Source organism: Micromonospora sp. B9E7 (genome assembly GCF_039871815.1).
In the GTDB taxonomy this organism is placed as follows: domain Bacteria; phylum Actinomycetota; class Actinomycetes; order Mycobacteriales; family Micromonosporaceae; genus Micromonospora.
Genome location: NZ_JBDPLX010000005.1, coordinates 353,639 through 371,921, shown reverse-complemented (window position 1 = coordinate 371,921; position 18,283 = coordinate 353,639). Strand labels below are relative to the sequence as shown.

The window sequence follows — 18,283 nt, the reverse complement described above, 5'->3', positions numbered from 1 at the left end:
GAACCATCCACGGTAAGAGCGCCCACCTGACCGGGGCCAGAGGCCGACGGCGGTGATCCGACATCAACCCGAGCGGACGTCACTCGTGGCGCCATCTGTACCCCGTGACGGGCCGACACGACCCGATGCGGCGCGAACAACTCGTGACAATTACCACGACGTCGCCTCGGACGGCAGACGACGCAGGGCCCGCGCCGACGTGCGGCGCGGGCCCTGCGTACCGGTGATCCGGAAGGGATCAGGCCTGGCGGACGGCCTCACCCTCGATCTCGATCTTGATCTTGCGGCTGACCAGCACGCCCCCGGTCTCCAGGGCGACGTTCCAGGTCAGGCCGAACTCCTCGCGGTCGATCTCGGTGCTCGCGGAGAAACCGAAGATGTCCTGGCCGAACGGGCTGCGGCCGACACCCTCGAACTCCACCTCCAGCTCGACCGGCCGGGTGACGTCCTTGATGGTCAGCTCACCGGTGAGCACGAACTCGTTGCCGCGACGGGACTTGACCCCGGTGCTGCGGAACTCGAGCGTCGGGAACTTCTCGGAGTCCAGGAACTCGGGGCTGCGCAGGTGAGCATCCCGGTCGGCCTGGGTGGTGTCGATGCTGGCGGCCTGGATGGTCGCGACGACCGACGACTGCAGCGGGTCCTCCGCGACGGTGATGGTGGCGGTCGCGTCGTTGAACTCACCGCGGACCTTGCTCACCATCATGTGCCGGGCAACGAAGCCGACCCGCTTGTGCGCCACGTCGAGCGCGTAGGTGCCGGCCGTCGGGATGGTGAGGCCGTCCCAGTCGCGGGTAACCGCATCGATGCTGCTGGTCATGCTGCTGTCCTCCAGGAGAATTGTTTAGTAGCCCAACGACTGCTTGAGCAACTATAACTGCAACAACATTCCCGATGTCAAGTACTGCTACGATTAACTGGTGACCAACGTCTTCGACGATCCCCGGATCACCGCCGTCGGCCTGCTCTTCGAGGCACACGCCGGGTTGTCCGCCCGGTTCGACGCCCAACTCGCGGAGCACGGCCTCTCCGCGGTCGAGTTCGAGGTCATCACTCGACTGGCCCGCTCGCCCGGCAACCAGCTACGCATGACCGACCTTGCCGCGCAGACCTCACTGTCGACCAGCGGGGTTACCCGCGTGGTGGACCGGATGGAACGTGACGGCCTACTCACCCGTCGAGCCTGCCCGAACGACCGGCGCAGCTCGTACGCGGTGGTCACCGCCGCAGGGATGCAGCGACTGAACGAGACGCTGCCCGGCCACCTGCAGATGATCGAGCAGTGGTTCACCGGCCAACTCGACCCCGAGGCGCTGGCAGCCCTCCTCGACGGGCTGCGGCGGGTCCGCGACGCCGCGCATCCGTGCGCCACCGCCGGCAGCGACGACACCAGCTTCGCAGAGCAGACCGAGACCACTCAGCCCTGAGCACCTTATTCCCGCGAGGTGGTCGCACCGGCAGAAAGACCGGCAGAACTGGCCCCACCAAGCTGGATGATTCGGGCCAAGTCGACTTTCTGCCGCCGTAGCGGTGGCAGGCTTCGAGCACCGGGGATCAACCGGGGGGTGACGGCGCGGGCGATCAGCGAGGGGTAGCACAAGGGGGCTCTTCGCCCGCGCCACTCTCCCGGCCCAGCTCGTCCTCGACCGCGTCCGGAGCGTCTGCCCCCACGGCGCTACGGGACGGCCGGCCCGTCCCGATCGGCGATCAGCGCGTAGAGCAGTCCCGACTCCTGGGGCAGCAGCGCGATACCACTCTCCCGGCAGACCCGGTCGAGCCGATCGAGGACCGCCGGGTCCGCGGTGCTCGCGGCGAGCCCCACCAGCGCCTCCACCACGTCCCGGCGATCCTGACCCGAGTCGGCGGCCGCGGCGAACCATTCGGCCGCCAACTCCCGGTCACCCCGGTGCAGCGCCAGATTTCCCTCGATCAGCGCACAGAGACCGGCGTCCGGTCCGTCCCAGGACAGCGCCGTGTTCTCGGAACGCTGTCGTGGCACGACCCGCCGAGATGCTGCTCGCCCCGATCCCGCCGCCGCAACCTCGGCCATCCCCGCGCGTAACTCGACGAGCACCTCGGTCGCCTCCGCGGCACGCCCGTCCTGGGCGAGCGCCAACCCGACCGTCCCGAGTGTTCGGCGGCGACGCCCCTGGTCACCCAGCTCGGACAACGCCGCCATCGCCCGCCGACCACGGTCGATGGCGTCGGCGTACCAACCCTCCAGACGGGCGACCTCGGCTCGACCGGCCCAGACCAGCACCCGCAGCCGCTGCTCCCCGCTCTCGGCGGCGAGTCGGTCCGCCGCAGCGAGCCGGCGTCGGGCCGCGGCAAGGTCACCGGTCCGGATCTCGTGCCAGGCGAGACTGTTCTGGGCCACCGCCAGGTCCCGGGTCCGTCCATCACGGGCGGCCAACCGCAGCACCGCCTCGGTCTGCTCGCGCGCCTCGTCCTGCCGGCCGACGGCGATCAGCAGCGTGCCGAGCACGTTCCGCGCCTCCAGCTCACCTGTGACATCGCCGGCCCGCCGGAAGGTCTCCAACGCCGCACGTGCCGTCGCCAACTCCTCGGCGCCCGCACCGTGCTCGGCCGCGAGCCGGGCAACCCCGAGGGCGGCCCAGCCCCGCAGAATCGGATCGGCGTCGGCGGTACGCGGGTCCGCCAACAGCCGGTGCAGCCACTGCCGCCCGACGACGTCGCGCCCACGAAACCGCCACCAACGGGTCAGGCAGGCCGCCAGCCGCAGCGCGGTCAACGGGTCGTCCGTGGCCGCATGGGTCAGCGACGAGCTGATGTCACTTGTCATCTCGTCCAGCCGGTGCACCGCGTCGGACGATCGCGGACCAACCAGGTCGACTGCCGTGCGCGCCACCAACCTCGCGATCACCTCCGCATGCCGCCGCCGGATGCCGGTCAACTCACCCTCACCAGCCGCCTGCTCGACGGCGTACTCACGGACCGCGTCGAGCAGCCGGAACCGGAACGAACCGGTACCGCGTACGCTCAGCAGCCCCAACTCGACGAACCTGTCCAGCAGCGGAACCGGATCGATCGCCACCGTGCCGTCCCGGTCGGCCTCGTCGACGAGCATCTCCTCGGCCAACTCCACCGACCAGCGATTGCCGAACACGGCGAGCTGCCGCAGCGCTGCCCGCTCGTCGGGTGCCAGCAGTCGGTAGCTGGTCGCCACCGCCTCGCGCAGGGTGACAGTGGCCACCGCAGAAGGAGTGGTCGACCGTCGGGTTGGCGCGTCCCGCGCGTCCCAGCCCGGATGGACCGTGGCATCGGCGGGAGCGGCCAGGTCGAGCACCCGGTCGCCGTACCGGTCCAGCAACTCGGTGAGGTCGAGGAGCCGGCCTCGGGCGGCCATCAGCTCGATGGCCAGCGGCAGACCGCCCAGACGGCGGACCAGCGCGGCAAGCGCGGGCAGCTCGTCGGGGGTGGGTGTCTCCCGGCGGACCTGAGCCAGCCGGGCGGTGAACAGGGCCACCGCCGGCCACGATTCGAGGGTGGCCAGACCGGTGTGTTCGACGTCCGGGGGTGGCACGTCGAGCGGCGCGACCGGCCAGACCCGCTCGCCGGGTAGGCCGACCGGGTGCCGCCCGGTGACCAGCACCCGCAGCGAGGGCAGGGCTGCGATCAGTCGGTGCAGCGTCGCGGCGACCGGACCCGGGGCGCGTTCCACCGCGTCCATCACCAGCAGTGCCGGCCGGCCGGCGAGCTGGGCCACGAGTTCGGCCAGCCGTGCCGAGCCGAGTACGGACGTCGAGGCGGCGAGTACGTCCGGCCCGTCCGAGCCCTCACCGATCAGCACCCCGGTCACCCCGGCCGGGTGCGCGGGGGCCACCGCGTGCGCCACCGACGCCGCCAGGGCGGTCTTGCCGACCCCGGCCAATCCGACCAGGCTCACCAGCCGGGGCCCGCCCTCTGTGGTCAGCATCCCGGTCAGCTCGGTGATGTCGCGGTCCCGACCGATCAGCGTGACCGGAGGCGGGAGAGCTACCGATCGGTCGGAGGACGTGGTTCTGCCACCGCCCGCGAGCGCCGTCGAGATGGTGTCCGGCCGGGTCGGCTCGGTGCCGGAGCCGCGAGCCGCCGCCAGGAACGCCGTCCGGTCGCCGCCGGTCAACGCCAACGCCGCGGCGAGCAGGTCCACAGTGGTGCGCTGCGGCCGGACCGCCCGACCACGCTCCAGATCACGCACCGTCCGCACACCCACCCCGGCCCGGGACGCCAACTCGGCCTGGGTCAGGCCGGCGGCGCGTCGATGCTCGCGGAGCAGCTCCGGCAGGGCGGTACGGCCAGCCGGGCTCCGCGACCCTCCATGATCCGGAGTCATGGGCACGAAGAGTACGGATGGACCCCGACGGTCGGCAGTCGAACGTCGGGCTATTGACGCCCACCCGCCGAAATCCGACAGCCGTACGGACAGCCCGTCCGGTACGGACGGCCGGTGGAAGCTTTCTAGAGGCCCAGGTCGCGAGCGATGATCATGCGCTGCACCTCGCTGGTGCCCTCACCGATCTCCAGGATCTTGGAGTCCCGCCAGAAGCGGGCGACCGGGTACTCGTTCATGAAGCCGTACCCGCCGTGGATCTGGGTCGCCTCCCGGGCGTTGTCCACCGCGATGGTGCTGGCGTGCAGCTTGGCGATGGCGGCCTGCCGCTTGAACGGCTCACCGGCCAGCATCCGGGCAGCCGCGTCGTAGTAGGCCAACCGGGCGGTGTGCGCCTTCAGCTCCATGTCCGCGATCTTGAACTGGATCGCCTGGTTGGCGCCGATCGGTTGGCCGAAGGCGTGCCGCTCCTTCGCGTACTTGATCGACTCGTCGACGCAGCCCTGGGCGAGGCCGACGGCCAGCGCGGCGATGGCGATCCGACCCTCGTCGAGGATCCGCAGGAACTGGGCGAAACCCCGGCCCCGCGCACCGAGCAGGTTGGCCGCCGGTACGCGGCAGTCGTCGAAGGTCAGCTCGTGGGTGTCCGAGGCGGTCCAGCCCACCTTGGAGTAGCCCGGCGCGACGGTGAACCCGGGCGTGCCGGTCGGCACGATGATGGTCGACAACTCCTTGGAGCCGTCCGGGTTGGTGCCGGTCACCGCGGTGACGGTCACCATGGCCGTGATGTCGGTGCCCGAGTTGGTGATGAACGCCTTCGACCCGTTGATCACCCATTCGTCGCCGTCCAGCACCGCGCGCGTCTGGGTGCCGGCGGCGTCGGAGCCGGTGCCCGGCTCGGTGAGACCGAAACCGGCAAGTGCCTCGCCGCTGAGCAGCTTGGGCAGCCAGGTCGCCTTCTGCTCCTCGGTGCCGAAGCGGTAGATCGGCATCGCGCCCAACGAGACCGCCGCCTCCAGCGTGATGGCCACGCTGGAGTCGACCCGCGCCAACTCCTCCAGGGCCAGGCAGAGCGCGAAGTAGTCGCCGCCCATCCCACCGTGCTCCTCGGCGAAGGGCAGGCCGAACAGGCCCATCTTGCCCATCTGCCGGATCACCTCGTACGGGAAGGTGTGCTGCTCGTAGTGCTCGGCGATGACCGGGGCGACCACCTCGCGCGCGAAGTCCCGCACGCTCTCCCGCAGCGCCGCTTGTTCGTCGGTGAGCCGGAAGTCCATGTCGTTCCTCCTGGAAGGGGCGGGCCGCCGGGCGCTCGTGACGCGGAAGCGGCTGAAGCGTTAGGAAGGGCCCCCTCCTATACACCAGGCGTTAAGCGGGGGCCCTTCCTTGCGGGTCAAACGGGGGTCACGCCGTGCCGGCGACGGGAGAAGTGCCGGTCCTTCGTACGGGCCGCCGCGAACCGACGGACCAGCTCGGTACGCAGGTCGTGGGGCTCGACGATGGCGTCCACCACCAGTTCGCTGGCGAGCCGGACGACGTCGATGTCCTGCTCGTACTCGGCCCGCTTGGCGGCCACGAAGGCGGCCCGCTCGGCCTCGTCCTCGATGGCGGCGATCTTGTTGGCGTAGACGGCGTTCACGGCGGCCTCGGCCCCCATCACCGCGATCTTCGCGGTCGGCAACGCGATCGTGGCGTCCGGCTCGAACCCGGGGCCGGCCATCGCGTAGAGGCCGGCGCCGTACGCCTTGCGGACCACCACGCAGATCTTCGGGACCGTCGCTTCGGAGATCGCGGTGATCATCTTTGCGCCGTGCCGGATGATGCCCTGCTTCTCCACCGCGCTGCCGACCATGAAGCCGGGTACGTCGCTGAGGAACAGCAGCGGCACGTTGAACGCGTCGCAGAGCTGCACGAACCGGGTGGCCTTGTCGGCCGAGTCGACGAAGAGCACGCCGCCCTTGAACATCGAGTTGTTGCCGACCACGCCGACGACCTGACCGTCGAGACGGCCGAAGCCGATGGTCAACTCCTTCGCCCAGAGCGCCTGGATCTCGAAGAACGAACCCTCGTCGAGCAGGCCCTTGACGTACCGCCGCATGTCGAACGCCTGCCGCTCGCTGGCCGGCACCAGCGCGGCCAGGTCGGCCTTCGCGGGCGCGGCGACGGCCGGCGCGGTCGGCGGCGCCTGCGTCCAGTTCGCCGGGAGGTACGACAGGTAGGTCCGCACCACGTCGAGCGCGTCGGCCTCGGTCTTGCAGAGGAAGTGCCCGACGCCCGACTCGGCGGTGTGCACCTTGGCCCCGCCCATCGCTTCCAGGGTGGTCTTCTCGCCGGTGACCATCTCGACCATCCGGTCGGAGCCGAGATACATGCTCGCGTTGCCGTCGACCAGGGCCACCACGTCGCAGAACGCCGGAATGTACGCCCCACCGGCGGCGCTCGGGCCGAACAGCGCGCACACCTGCGGGATCGAACCCGAGGCGCGCACCTGGTTCCAGAAGATCTTGCCGGCGCCACGGCGGCCGGGGAAGAGGTCGACCTGGTCGGTGATCCGCGCGCCGGCCGAGTCGACCAGGTAGACCATCGGCACGCCGGCGCCGTACGCCCGCTCGATGATCCGAATGATCTTCTCGACGGTGCGGGCACCCCAGCTGCCGGCCTTGACGGTGGAGTCGTTGGCCATCAGGCAGACCTGTCGGCCGTCGATAGTGGCGGTGCCGGTGACCACACCGTCGGCGGGCAACCCTTCGGCCATCGTGTTGGCGTAGAGGCCGTCTTCGACGAACGAACCCTCGTCGACCAGGAGCGCGACCCGCTCACGGGCGAAGAGCTTGCCCTTGGCCGCGTTGGCCGCGTGGTACTTGTCCGCGCCGCCGGACCGGGCCCGCTTGCGCAGCTGCTCCAGTGCCTCACCGTCGAGCGTCACGCCGACTCCTCCGCCATGCTGACCTGAACGATCGTTAGGCTAGCGCATCGGCGCGACTGTCGGCGACCTACGAGCGAACCAGACAGCGAAGCCGAGAGCAAGACATTGAAAAACATGAATGCATATCGCTAGGCTCCTGGCACCCCTCCTCCCCGGATTGGAGTCAGCGATGACCTCCCGACTCAATCGGCTCGCGGTCGCGTTCCTCGCGACGGCACTCGCCACCCTCGGCATCACGGTCGCCAACCCCGCGCCCGCGTCCGCCGCCATGACCATCTGCTACAACACCAGCCAGGCGGGCAGCTACGCCAGCGTCGCCAACCAGGCCGCCTCGATCTGGAACAACGCCACCGTCAACCTGACGCTCTCCGCCAACTGCGGCTCCAACCTGCGGATCTACCAGATCACCGGCGGCGGCTCGTACGCCGTGCGGACCAGCCTCGGCAACGGTCGGGTCTACATCGACACCCAGCAGGCCGCCCAGTACAGCGTGCTGCGGATCATGACCCACGAGATCGGGCACATCCTCGGCCTGCCGGACAACTACAACGGCAACTGCTCGCTGCTGATGTCCGGCGGCAGCGCCGGCACCAGCTGCACCAACCCGTACCCGAGCAGCGCCGAGGCGAACCGGGTGAGCAATCTCTTCGCCGGCACGTTCAGCGCCACCGACCGCAGCGCGGACATCTTCCGCGACAGCTGGCCGGCCGCGCTCGCTCCGGTGAGCTGACCGACAGACACGTGGGAGGGGCCGGCGCACCCGCCGGCCCCTCCGTCGCGTCACCGAACGGTCAGCTCGGCATCGGCGTCAACCGGGTACGCGGCCCGGCCCGCAGCACGCCGGACGGGAGCTTCTTGCCGAGCAGCTCCTCCGCCAACTCCGCCGCCTCGATCAGGGCCTCCAGGTCGATGCCCGTGTCGATGCCCATGTCGTGCAGCATGTGCACGGCCTCCTCGGTAGCCAGGTTGCCGCTCGCCCCGGGGGCATACGGGCAGCCGCCCAGACCACCCACACTGGCGTCGAACTCGGTAACCCCCAACTCCAGAGCGGTCAACAGGTTCGCCAACGCGGTACCCCGGGTGTTGTGGAAGTGCAGCAGCACCGGCACGTGCGCGTTGCGGTCGCGTACCGCCGTCACCAGCTCACGGACCCGGCGCGGCGTACCCATGCCGGTCGTGTCGCCGAACGCCACCCGGTCCGCGCCGTCACGGACCACCCGGTCGACGATGCCGGCGACCCGGGCCGGGTCGACGTCCCCCTCGTACGGGCAGCCGAAGCTGGTCGCCACGATCACTTCCACCCGCGCGGACGCGCCGTGCAGCAGGTCGATCAGCTCGGCGATGTCGTCCAGCGACTCGTCGGTCGACCGGTTGACGTTGCGCCGGTTGTGCGTGTCGCTCGCCGAGACCACCACCTCGATCTCGGTGAACCCGGCGGCGAGGGCCCGCTGGGCACCCCGGGTGTTCGGCACCAGCGCCGAGTACCGCACCCCGTCGGCCTTCGCGGCCCGCTGCCACACCTCGTCGGCGTCGGCCATCTGCGGGATCGCCTTCGGATGCACGAACGACACCGCCTCGATCCGCTGCACGCCGGTGCCGGAGAGCGCGTCGAGCAGTCGCACCTTGGCGTCGGTCGGGATCGGGTCCTCGTTCTGCAACCCGTCCCGCGGCCCAACCTCACGGATGGAGACGAAATCCGGCAGTTCCGCCATAAGGAGTCACCTCACGCGATCGATTATGTCCGTTACTTATGGTCCGCCAGCGAGCCGGGGTAGAGGTTCGCTGAGGAGGGCACGGCGGTGCCGTGGGCCCACTCGGCGAAGAAGCCGGTGAGGTCGACGGTGGTGTTGCGCTGAGCAAGCGCCTCGAACTGGGTGAACGACGCGTTGCCGTAGCGGTGGTCGCGCAGCCACTGCCGAAGCGTACTGAAGAAGGCAGTGTCACCCACCGTGCGGCGAAGTGCGTGCAGCATCAGCGCACCCTTGTCGTAGAGAGCCGAGTCGAGCTCGCGTCCCGGCCCGGGATCGTAGAGCTTGACCCGCCAGTACTCGGGGTCGCCGAGATTCTCCGCCACCAATTCGAGGTAGTCCTCGTCGATGTCGGCACCTTTGTGCTCCCTCCACAGCTGGGCCGCGTACGTGGCGAAGCACTCGGCGATACATCCGTCGCGCCAGTCGGCGAAGGACACGCTGTCACCGAACCACTGGTGTGCCACCTCGTGCGCCATCGACTCCTCGAAGAAGACGCCCTGATAGGTGGGCCTGCCCTGGGTCTCCAAGGCCAAGGGCGCCCCCGGAGGGCTCAGGTAGGGCACCACGGTGGCACCCGAGACGCCGAACGGATAGGGGCCGAACGTGTCCGCGTAGAAGTCGAGGATCGACGGCATCACCTCCTCGGATTCGGGCCAGATCTCGGTGCCGGGAGCGTACGCGTACAACAGTGGCGTGCCATCGGGCATCGCCGCCTTGTGAACGGTGAACCGGTCGATGGCGATGGTCGTCAGGTAGGTCGCGATCGGCCGGTCCTCGTGCCAGCTGAACGTGGCGCTCTTGGCGTCGGTGCGCGTCGTGCCGGGTCGGCCGTTGCTGATCACGGTCCAACCTGTCGGGACGGTGGCGGCCACGGCGAACGTCGCCTTGTCCGACGGGTGGTCGTTGGCCGGAAACCACGAGGTGGCGCTGTGCGGCTCGCCGAGCGCTACCGCACCGCCACCGTCCGTGGTGTACCAATCCTTGCCAGTGGCGCCGGCGTAACGCGCGCGCACCGTGAACTCGCGCCCCGCTTTGATCTCGACCGCCGGCCGGATCACCAGCTCGTGCGCACCTTCCCGACTGACCTTCTGCGCGGGACGACCATCGACCGACACCGCGGTGACGTCGAAGCCCACCAGATCGAGGTGGAAGACGCGCAGGGTGGTGGTGGCACGCGCCGTGATCGTCGTGTCGCCGGTGAGCCAGCCGGGTTTCGCCGGATCGTAGGCGACGCGCACGTCGTAGTGCCCCACGTCGTAGCCGGCATTGCCGTCGTCGGGAAAATACGGGTCACCCAAGCCTGACCGGGCAGTGGATCGCTGCGGGTACGCGCCAGCGGACGGCACGCCGAGGAGCAGGCTGACGCCCACCACGACGGTGGTCGCGCAGGCGGCCCGGAGGAGGCGGCGACTGCGGGAGACGGACGAGGTCATGAACGCTTCCCGTCGCTGAGACCCCAGAGGGCATAGATGATCGCGTTGGTGCTGGTGGTCTGCACGGTGGGAGAGATGTTCTCCAACCGATCGCACGCGAGGTGATAGCAGGCGTCGATGCCGGTGGTGAACCCGCTGACCGGGATGCCCCGCTCGGCGAACGACACGTGGTCGGAGCTCCCCACCCCGATATCCCAGGTGGGGATGTCGTGCGCCGCGAAGTAGTCGTAGAACCCCTTAGCGAGCCCGTCTCCGGTGTCGACGACCAGCCACATTCCGGTCGTGTCGATGCCAGTCATATCGAAGTTCAGATAGGCGCCGATCGCCTTGCGCTGCCTGCTCGGCAGGTGTTCGAGGTAGGCGGCGGACCCGAGCTCGCCCAGTTCCTCCGCGCCCCACCAGGCGAACCGTAGGTGTCGACGCGACACGAGATGTGCCCGTGCCACGGCTTCGGCGGTGGCGAGCACCGCCGCCGCGCCGGAGCCGTTGTCATTGATGCCCGGGCCGGCGGGGACGCTGTCCAGATGCGCCCCCACCATCACCACGTCGTTGTCGTCCCCGCCCGGCCAGTCGGCGATCACGTTCTGACTGGTGTGGCGGACGCCCTTCTCGTCCACGTACACGAACTCGTCGATCCGGGTGCGGAAGCCGGCACGGTCGAGCACGCCCTTGACGTAGCGCACGGACTCGGTGTAGCCGGATGTGCCGGCAGCCCGGGTACCGCCGTTGCGGTCGGCGATCTCCTGCAGCGCCGTGAGGTGCGGCATGACCGCGCCGGCGCCGACGGTGGGCGGGGCAGCGGCGGCGACCGCCGGCGTCGGGGTGAGCGCGGCGGCCAACAGCAGCACGACAGCGACCATGCCGTTGGGCAAAGTCCGTTTCCTCATGGATACACCTCTCGTCAGCGACGGATGATCGGATCGATCCCCGTCCAGAAGACGATGCTTGGTGATCGATGTCAGGAAGTCGTCAGCTTCCTATTGTCATCCTGCACTCGAACCAACCGGGGTCAGCGCATGCGACCGACGATGCCGGTGTCGTAGGCGCCGGAGAGAAACTCCCCGTTCTCCAGCAGCTCGGCGAAGAAAGCGACGTTGTTCTTGGGGCCCTCGATCCGGAAGGCGCCCACCGCCGACCGGGCACGCTCGATCGCCTGCTCGCGGGTGTCGCCGGTGATGATCAGCTTGGCCAGCAGGCTGTCGTAGAACGGGGTGACCGTGTTGCCCTCGGTGTAGCCCGAGTCCACCCGGACACCCTCACCCGTCGGCTCCACCCAGGTCTTCACCACACCGGGGCCGGGCAGGAAACGCTTCGGGTCCTCCGCGTTGATCCGCATCTCGATCGCGTGGCCGCTCGGCGTCAACGCGTCCGGGTCGAACGTCGGCGCCAACCCGGACGCCACCAGCAACTGCTCCTCGACCAGGTCGATCCCGTAGACGTACTCGGTCACCGGGTGCTCCACCTGCAGCCGCGTGTTCATCTCCAGGAAGAAGAAGTCGCCGGTGGCTGGGTCGAGTAGGCACTCGACCGTGCCCGCGTTGCGGTAGTTGACCGCCTCCCCTGCCCGCACCGCCGCCGCCAGAAGGCGAACCCGCAACTCCGGCGAGACCGCCGGCGACGGCGACTCCTCGACCAGCTTCTGGTTGCGTCGCTGCACCGAGCACTCCCGCTCGCCGAGCGCCACCACCCGACCGTCGGCCAGGCCGAGGATCTGCACCTCGACGTGGCGCACCCGGGGGAAGTACCGCTCGATCAACACCGACCCGTCGCCGAACATCCGCTCGGCGAACGCGCGCACCTTGTCGTACTCGGTGCGCAGCGCGGCCTCGTCGACGGCGACGCCCATGCCCATGCCGCCGCCACCGGCCGCGGCCTTGACCATCACCGGGTAGCCGATCTCGGCGGCGGCCGTCACCGCCGCGTCCAGGTCGGCGGCCGGGTCGGTGGTGCCCGGCGCGACCGGAACACCGGCCGCCGCCATCAGGTTCCGGGCGTTGATCTTGTCGCCCATCGCGGTGATCGCGTCCGCGTCGGGCCCGACCCAGATCAGGCCGCTCGCCTCGACGGTACGGGCGAACTCGGCGTTCTCCGACAGGAACCCGTAGCCGGGGTGGATGGCCTGCGCACCGGTCGCCTTCGCGGCGGCGAGGATCGCCTCGGTGTTGCGGTAGCTCAGCGCCGGGTTCGGCGGGCCGATGAGGACCGCCTCGTCCGCCTCGGCGACGAACGGCAGGTCGGCATCGGCCTCCGAGTGGACCGCGATCGCGCGGATGCCGAGCCGCTTCGCGGTCCGGATGATCCGGCGGGCGATCTCACCCCGATTGGCTACCAGCAGTGACTCGATCATGTTTCCTCCCGGCGTCCGGATGGTGGGACGGTGGTTAGGGAATCATGACCGACGAACCTGCGCCGAGTCGGGCTCAGGCGAGCAACGCGGCCAGTGTCGCGCCGCGCAGCAGCTCGGCCCGGCGACGCCGGTCCACCTCACCGCCGAGGAACGGAGTCGAGTTCATCAACCCGAACGCCGCGTGCGCGAGCACCCGCGCCTCGCCGTCGGGCATCCCCGGGTGCAGGGCGGTGAGCACGGTCACCCACTCCTCGACGTAGAGCCGTTGCAGTCGACGGATCCGGCGTCTCGGCTCCTCCGGCAGGCGGTCCAACTCGTGCAGGTGCAACGCGATCACCGCCGGGTTGGCCAGCGCGAACTCGACGTGGAAGTCGATCAGCGATTCCAGCACGCCGCGCGGGTCGTCCGGATGCCCAGCCGCACGTTCCCGCCCGCCAGCCAGCAACCCCTCGCTGACCGGGATCAATGCGGCGGCCAGCATCGCCTCCTTGCCGGCGAAGTGGTGGTAGAGCGCCGGTCCGGTGACCCCCGCCGCCGCGCCGATGTCGTCCATCGACACGCCGTGGTAGCCACGGGCGGCGAACAGACCGACCGCGATCTCCAGGATCTCGTCCTTGCGGGACCTGCGCCGGCCCGCGCCCGCCGCACCCCGTGCCTGCTGCTCCACCGTCACCGGGCAAGCGTAGACCGCGACCTGGCCACGGTGGGCCGCTGATCACCGAGCGGTTGAGCACATCTCAGCCGCCTGGCGGGACGCTCAGTCGTCGTCCGGGTCGAGGTCGTGCTCCGTTCGCAGCGCGGCGGCCTCGTCCGGCCGGTCCAGCAGATCCAGGGCACGGGCCAGCAGCCAGGCCGTCTGGCGGACCGGCCGCGAGTCGGCCGGCAGCCCGCCGAGAACCCGTCGCAGAAGCGGCTCCGCCTCCGCCGGACGGTCCAGTCGAAGCAGCAGCTCACCGGCGAGAACCTCCACCTGGGCGGCCTCACCGAAAGCCTCGATCGACCGTAGCCGGTCGGGCACCCCGGCGAGCCGTGCCAGCGCCTCGTCCGGCCGGTTCTCGGCCGTCAGCACCCGCGCCCCGACCTCGGCGGCCATCGCCAGCTCGTACGTCACCGGTGGCTCCGACTGCCCGGCCAGCGGCACCGCCAGCGCATCCACCTGCTCGACGGCACGAACCGCCGCCGGCCGGTCGTCGGCCCAGAACCAGGCGTACGCCTCCCGCCGGCGCGCCCGCAACTCGTCCTGCGGCAGGCCGCCGAGCCGGTACGCCTCGGCGGCTGCGGCGAACCGCTCCGCGCCGGCCGCGTCCCGGTCCGCGTCGTAGAGGATGCCCCCGGCCTCCTCCAGCACCTGCGCCCGGTGCGGGAGGTTGTCGGGACCATCCAGGTTGTCGGCCAACTGCTCCAGCAGGGTCAGCGCCGGATCGATCTCGCCGAGCCCGGCGTACACGCCGGCCAGTAGATGCCGGCACCGGTCCGCCTCGGCCAGGGCGCCGAGCCGGTCCAGACCGAGGACGGCCTCCTCGGCGACCTCGGCCGCCTCACTCAGCCGACCCACCATCCGGTACGCGTTCGCCAACTCCCAGCGCAGGAACGCGTCCCCCTCGGCACCCCGCTCCACGCAGAGCGTCACCGCCTCGACGAAGTCGTCCACCGCGTCGGCGGCCCGGCCGGCCGCGAGCAACGCGCGGGCACGGGCAACGCGAACCGGCAACTCCGCGTCCGCCGGTGCCGACGCCAGCGCCTCGTCACAGGCGGCCACCGCGTCGGCGGGGTCGTCCACCGCCCGGGCGTACGCCAGGGAGGCCGCCGCGACCAGTTCGCCGACGCCCACTTCCCGACCGATCCGGCGGGCTTCGGCGGCGGCGGCTCGCGCCTCGTCGAAACGTTCCGACTGCTCCAGCAGGTGGGCTCGGTGCAGCGCGACCCGGGCCGCCAGGTACGGGTCGCCACCCGCGTCGGCCGGCACCCGGTCCAGTGCCGCGAGCGCGTCGTCCCACCGTTCCCGATGGAGCAGCGCCAACGCCACCCGGTGGTGGGCAGCGGCCCGCTGCCGGGCGTCGCCGTCCCGGTCCAGCAACTCCGCGGCCTTGCGGACCAACGCCAATCCCTCGTCGGCGTCGTCGTCGGACCGGGCCAGCAGCACGCCGAGTCGCCCGGCGACCACCTGGGCGGACAACTCGTCGCCTTCCGTCCGGTACAGGTCCAGTGCCGCTCGGTTCATCTCGATCGCGCTCGACAGGTGGTCCTCGTCGCCGTGCTCGGCCGCCCGCAACGCCATCCGGTGGGCGACCGTACGCGCAGGCAGGTCTGCCGAACCGAACCGCTCGTCGTAGGCCGCCAGCGCCGCCCGGAACGTGACCTGGTCGTGCCGGCCCCAGCTCTGCTCGGCGAAGTCCAGAAGCTCGTCCGGCCCGGCGTCGGCGGGCACTGTCCGGGCGGGTGCCTCGGCCATGCCGGCGCGCGTCGCGCCGCCGGTCGCCGCCGGAGAGCCCTCACCGCGGGGAGTGGTCGGGTCGTCACCGCTCAGGCGTGGCGGGCGACGGCGGACGCTCGCGGACAGCGGCAGGTGCTCACCGCGCGGCCGCACAGCGAGCCGGCGGGCGATCCACTCCGACTGGTGGGTGCTGCCGTTGCGGGCGTCGAAACGCTCCGCCAGCCCGGTCGCGGTCCGCGTCAGCTCGTCGGCGAGCACCGACACCGACACCTCGCCGGCCGGTCGGCCCTCGGCAGCGCGGCGGTAGACGGTCGCCGCGCCACTCTGCCCGGCCTGGCGCAGCGCGGCGGCGGCCGTTGCCGCGAAGTGCATCGCGGCGGCCGGCGACGGTGCCCGGTCCAGCCAGTCCAGATGCCGTTCGACCAGCTCCACCGCCCGCGCCTCGTTCCCGGTCAACGTGCAGAACTCGACGTGGTCGCCGATGTCCCACAGGTCGGCGAGGTTGCCGCGCAACCTGCGGTACGCCTCCCGGTGCGCGTCCCGCGCCGACTCGTCCCTTCCGGTCCGCAGGTACGGCAGGAGCAGCGCGGTGAGGATCGCCTGCGGCTGCTCGTTGCAGGTGAGCCGGCCGGCGAGCACCGGCTCGGACAGCGCCACCGCCTCCGCGTCCCGCCCGGTGTCGGCGAGGTAGTTCACCTGGCTCGTGGGGTCGCAGCCGGCGCAGTCGGAGAGGTCGTCGCGCGGGGTGGTCTGCCAGAGCCGGTACCAGTGCGCGGCCGCCTCGGCGTCGCCCACGTGGTCGGCGACCCGGAACCGATGCTTGTGGACGGTCTGCAGGCTGTGCCCACCGGCCCGGTAGCGGCGTTCCATGTCGTCCAACACCGCGTAGGTGCGGTCGAGCGGCACCTCCGGGAAGTTCAGCAGACCGGTGATCATGTACTTGAAGTGCCACAGCAGGTTGTGCTGGTGACGTTGGTGATAAGGCTGCGGGTCACTGTCGAACTCGGACAGACACCAGGAGAAGGTCACGAAGGACTTCGCCGGTTCACCGCCGTAGATGTAACCGGTGGTGGCCTGCATCCGGGTGACGAAGGCAAGGTGCCGGTCGTCGGCAGCGTCGACCCGGCGCAGCAACTGCTCAAGCGCGGCGATCTGCCCCGCCCCGTACGGCATGTCGGAGATGCCGCGCAGCACCCGCCACAGATCCTCGTCGCTCATGCTCGCTCCTGTCCTGGCACGGCCCGGCCGAGCAGGCCGAGGAAGGAATCGTTCAGCAGCGCCGCGTCGGCGGCACGGATCGGATGGTGGCCGAGCAGCAGCGCCTGGCCGTACAACGCCTCGACGGCGAGCCCGACCAGCTCCGGGTCGGCCAGCGCGGTGACCCGGCGGACCAACGGGTTGCGGTGGTTGAGCACCAACTGCGGGCGGTCCGGCGGCGCGGTGGCGGCGAGCGCGTCGAGGACCCCGCCCCACAGTTCGTCGGCCCGTTCCCGGCTGGCCGCCAGCTGGTCGTTGAACGCCGCCGACCTGCTGACCAGGTAGAGCGCGGGCAGCGACACCGGGTCGTACGCCCGGATCACCACCTCGCAGCCGGACCGTTCGACGGCCCGCTGCGCGGCGGCGAGGAACGGCCGCAGCGCCAACTCCACCTGCGGGTCGAGCGCCTCGAAGCGGGTGGTCAGGTCGCTCGGCTCCAGCCGTTCGATCAGCACCGAGCGGTCCACCGCCGGCAGCCGCTCGATCAGCTCGGTGTCGTACGTGTAGCCGCCGTTGACCACCGCCAGGTCCTGCGCGGCAGCCACCGCGGCGAGCTGACGAAACTCGTCCAGGCTCGCCGCGTAGCGGAGCACGCCGTGGCGCTCCCGGAACTCGGCGAGGGTGAGCGTGCCGACGTTGGTGTCCATCGGCCACCACCGGTCGACCAGCCGGAGCATCTCGTCGTCGTGCAGCGCCAACGCCTTCACACCCAGGTGGTGCACCTGGAGGAACTCGGCCAGCCGGTGCGGGTCGTGCCGTGCCAACCGGACCAGCCAGCCGCGTACCTGGTCGCCGAGCGCCTCCCGGGTCGTGGTCAGCAGGGTGTCCTCGTAGAGGGCTTCCCGGCTGGCGGTGGGGCGCAGCTCGCTGGCGTCCACCACGCAGTGCGCGAAGAACGCCCAGTCCGGCAGCAGCCCGTCGGCGTTCTCGGTGAGCAGCATGCGCTTGAGGTAGACCCGGTGCCCGGCACGGGCCGCCGGGTTCACCGGCGTGGGCAGGATGACGGCGACACCGGTCAGCCCGGCCTCCGGAACGCTCAGGGGCAGCACGTCGAACGGGTCGACGCCGAGCGTCTCCCGGGCGTAGGCGACAAGCGCCGCCCGGTCGACCGGCGCGCCGGGGGCGGTCGGCCAGGGCGGTTCGCCGGTGGTGGTGACCACGTCGCCGACCCGGACGGTGACCGGCAGCAGCGAACCGAAGAGACGGGCCAGGTCGGTGACGGTCGGGGTGGCGAACCACTGGTCGGCGTCGCGGCGGGGCACCAGCGTGACGGTGGTGCCCGGTTCGGCGCGGGCGGCGTCCGGTGGGGCCAGGCTCACCGCGTACCGGCCGTCGGCATACCCGGTCCAGCGCACCGTGGGGTGGTCGCCGTTGCGGGTGAACACCTGGATCTCGTCGGCGACCAGGAAGCAGGAGAGCAGGCCGATGCCGAACTGGCCGAGGAACTCGTGCCGGGAGAAGCCGAGTTCGTCCCTCTTGGAGCTGCGTCCGATGGTCGCCAGCAGCTCGTGCACCTGCGCCTCGGTCAGACCGATGCCGGTGTCGTGCACCCGCAGCGTCCCGTCGCCGGTGATTTCCGGAGTCTCGATGCGGACCAGGGCCGGCGCGTCCGGCTCGATCGAGCGCCGCGCGGTGATCGCGTCCACCGCGTTCTGCAGCAGCTCGCGCACGTAGACCCGTGGACTGCCGTAGAGGTGGTGGCTGAGCAGGTCGACCACGCCACGGAGGTCGACCTGGAAGGTGTGGTCCACGTGTGTTTCTCCCCGGTCCCGAAATGCCGGCGCTCACCGTACCGATGATCA

The 18,283-nt window shown here is 70.7% G+C and carries 13 protein-coding genes; 2 read left to right on the top strand and 11 right to left on the bottom strand.

The genetic code is table 11. The features are described 5' to 3' along the window. Window positions 1-238: 238 nt before the first annotated feature. Window positions 239-820 carry a YceI family protein gene (locus ABGB10_RS10945; RefSeq protein WP_347660742.1) on the bottom strand — a complete coding sequence of 194 codons (582 nt, stop codon included), beginning with the start codon at window positions 818-820 and terminating at the stop codon, window positions 239-241. Window positions 821-917: 97 nt separating this feature from the next. On the opposite strand from ABGB10_RS10945, the gene ABGB10_RS10940 reads away from it, so the two are divergent. Continuing rightward, a complete protein-coding gene (locus ABGB10_RS10940) occupies window positions 918-1,427 on the top strand; it encodes a MarR family transcriptional regulator (protein WP_347660807.1) in 510 nt (169 codons plus the stop codon). 248 nt (window positions 1,428-1,675) lie between these two features. Here ABGB10_RS10940 and ABGB10_RS10935 read toward each other — a convergent pair whose 3' ends face one another. The 3 genes from ABGB10_RS10935 to ABGB10_RS10925 all read right to left on the bottom strand — a co-directional run bounded on the left by ABGB10_RS10935 (window position 1,676) and on the right by ABGB10_RS10925 (window position 7,259). Beyond that, the gene (locus ABGB10_RS10935; RefSeq protein WP_347660741.1) at window positions 1,676-4,336 is read right to left on the bottom strand and encodes a helix-turn-helix domain-containing protein; all 2,661 of its coding nucleotides are present in this window, start codon (window positions 4,334-4,336) and stop codon (window positions 1,676-1,678) included. A gap of 125 nt (window positions 4,337-4,461) precedes the next feature. Then, on the bottom strand, window positions 4,462-5,610 hold the full coding sequence (locus ABGB10_RS10930; RefSeq protein WP_347660740.1) for an acyl-CoA dehydrogenase family protein: 1,149 nt from the start codon (window positions 5,608-5,610) through the stop codon (window positions 4,462-4,464). 116 nt (window positions 5,611-5,726) lie between these two features. Beyond that, the gene (locus ABGB10_RS10925) at window positions 5,727-7,259 is read right to left on the bottom strand and encodes an acyl-CoA carboxylase subunit beta (RefSeq protein WP_347660739.1); all 1,533 of its coding nucleotides are present in this window, start codon (window positions 7,257-7,259) and stop codon (window positions 5,727-5,729) included. Between the two features lie 169 nt (window positions 7,260-7,428). Between ABGB10_RS10925 and ABGB10_RS10920 the strand changes: the two genes are divergently transcribed. After that, window positions 7,429-7,989 carry a snapalysin family zinc-dependent metalloprotease gene (locus ABGB10_RS10920; RefSeq protein WP_347660738.1) on the top strand — a complete coding sequence of 187 codons (561 nt, stop codon included), beginning with the start codon at window positions 7,429-7,431 and terminating at the stop codon, window positions 7,987-7,989. 61 nt (window positions 7,990-8,050) lie between these two features. On the opposite strand, the gene ABGB10_RS10915 is transcribed toward ABGB10_RS10920, so the two are convergent. The 7 genes from ABGB10_RS10915 to ABGB10_RS10885 form a co-directional block, all read right to left on the bottom strand. Beyond that, window positions 8,051-8,971, bottom strand: a complete 921-nt coding sequence (locus tag ABGB10_RS10915) for a hydroxymethylglutaryl-CoA lyase (protein ID WP_347660737.1) — start codon at window positions 8,969-8,971, stop codon at window positions 8,051-8,053. Between the two features lie 32 nt (window positions 8,972-9,003). Continuing rightward, window positions 9,004-10,443 (bottom strand): M1 family metallopeptidase, encoded by a 1,440-nt coding sequence (locus tag ABGB10_RS10910; protein ID WP_347660736.1) that lies wholly within the window; start codon window positions 10,441-10,443, stop codon window positions 9,004-9,006. After that, on the bottom strand, window positions 10,440-11,330 hold the full coding sequence (locus ABGB10_RS10905; RefSeq protein WP_347660735.1) for a M20/M25/M40 family metallo-hydrolase: 891 nt from the start codon (window positions 11,328-11,330) through the stop codon (window positions 10,440-10,442). The genes ABGB10_RS10910 and ABGB10_RS10905 overlap by 4 nt, the downstream gene beginning before the upstream one ends. A gap of 122 nt (window positions 11,331-11,452) precedes the next feature. Then, window positions 11,453-12,790, bottom strand: a complete 1,338-nt coding sequence (locus ABGB10_RS10900; protein WP_347660734.1) for a biotin carboxylase N-terminal domain-containing protein — start codon at window positions 12,788-12,790, stop codon at window positions 11,453-11,455. A gap of 73 nt (window positions 12,791-12,863) precedes the next feature. Next, window positions 12,864-13,463 carry a TetR/AcrR family transcriptional regulator gene (locus ABGB10_RS10895; RefSeq protein ID WP_145778291.1) on the bottom strand — a complete coding sequence of 200 codons (600 nt, stop codon included), beginning with the start codon at window positions 13,461-13,463 and terminating at the stop codon, window positions 12,864-12,866. Between the two features lie 84 nt (window positions 13,464-13,547). Then, window positions 13,548-16,442: a hypothetical protein gene (locus tag ABGB10_RS10890; RefSeq protein ID WP_347660733.1), complete on the bottom strand. Its 2,895-nt coding sequence runs from the start codon at window positions 16,440-16,442 to the stop codon at window positions 13,548-13,550. Continuing rightward, window positions 16,439-18,232: an HSP90 family protein gene (locus ABGB10_RS10885; RefSeq protein ID WP_347660732.1), complete on the bottom strand. Its 1,794-nt coding sequence runs from the start codon at window positions 18,230-18,232 to the stop codon at window positions 16,439-16,441. Before ABGB10_RS10885 ends, ABGB10_RS10890 begins: the two co-directional genes overlap by 4 nt. Window positions 18,233-18,283: the final 51 nt, after the last annotated feature.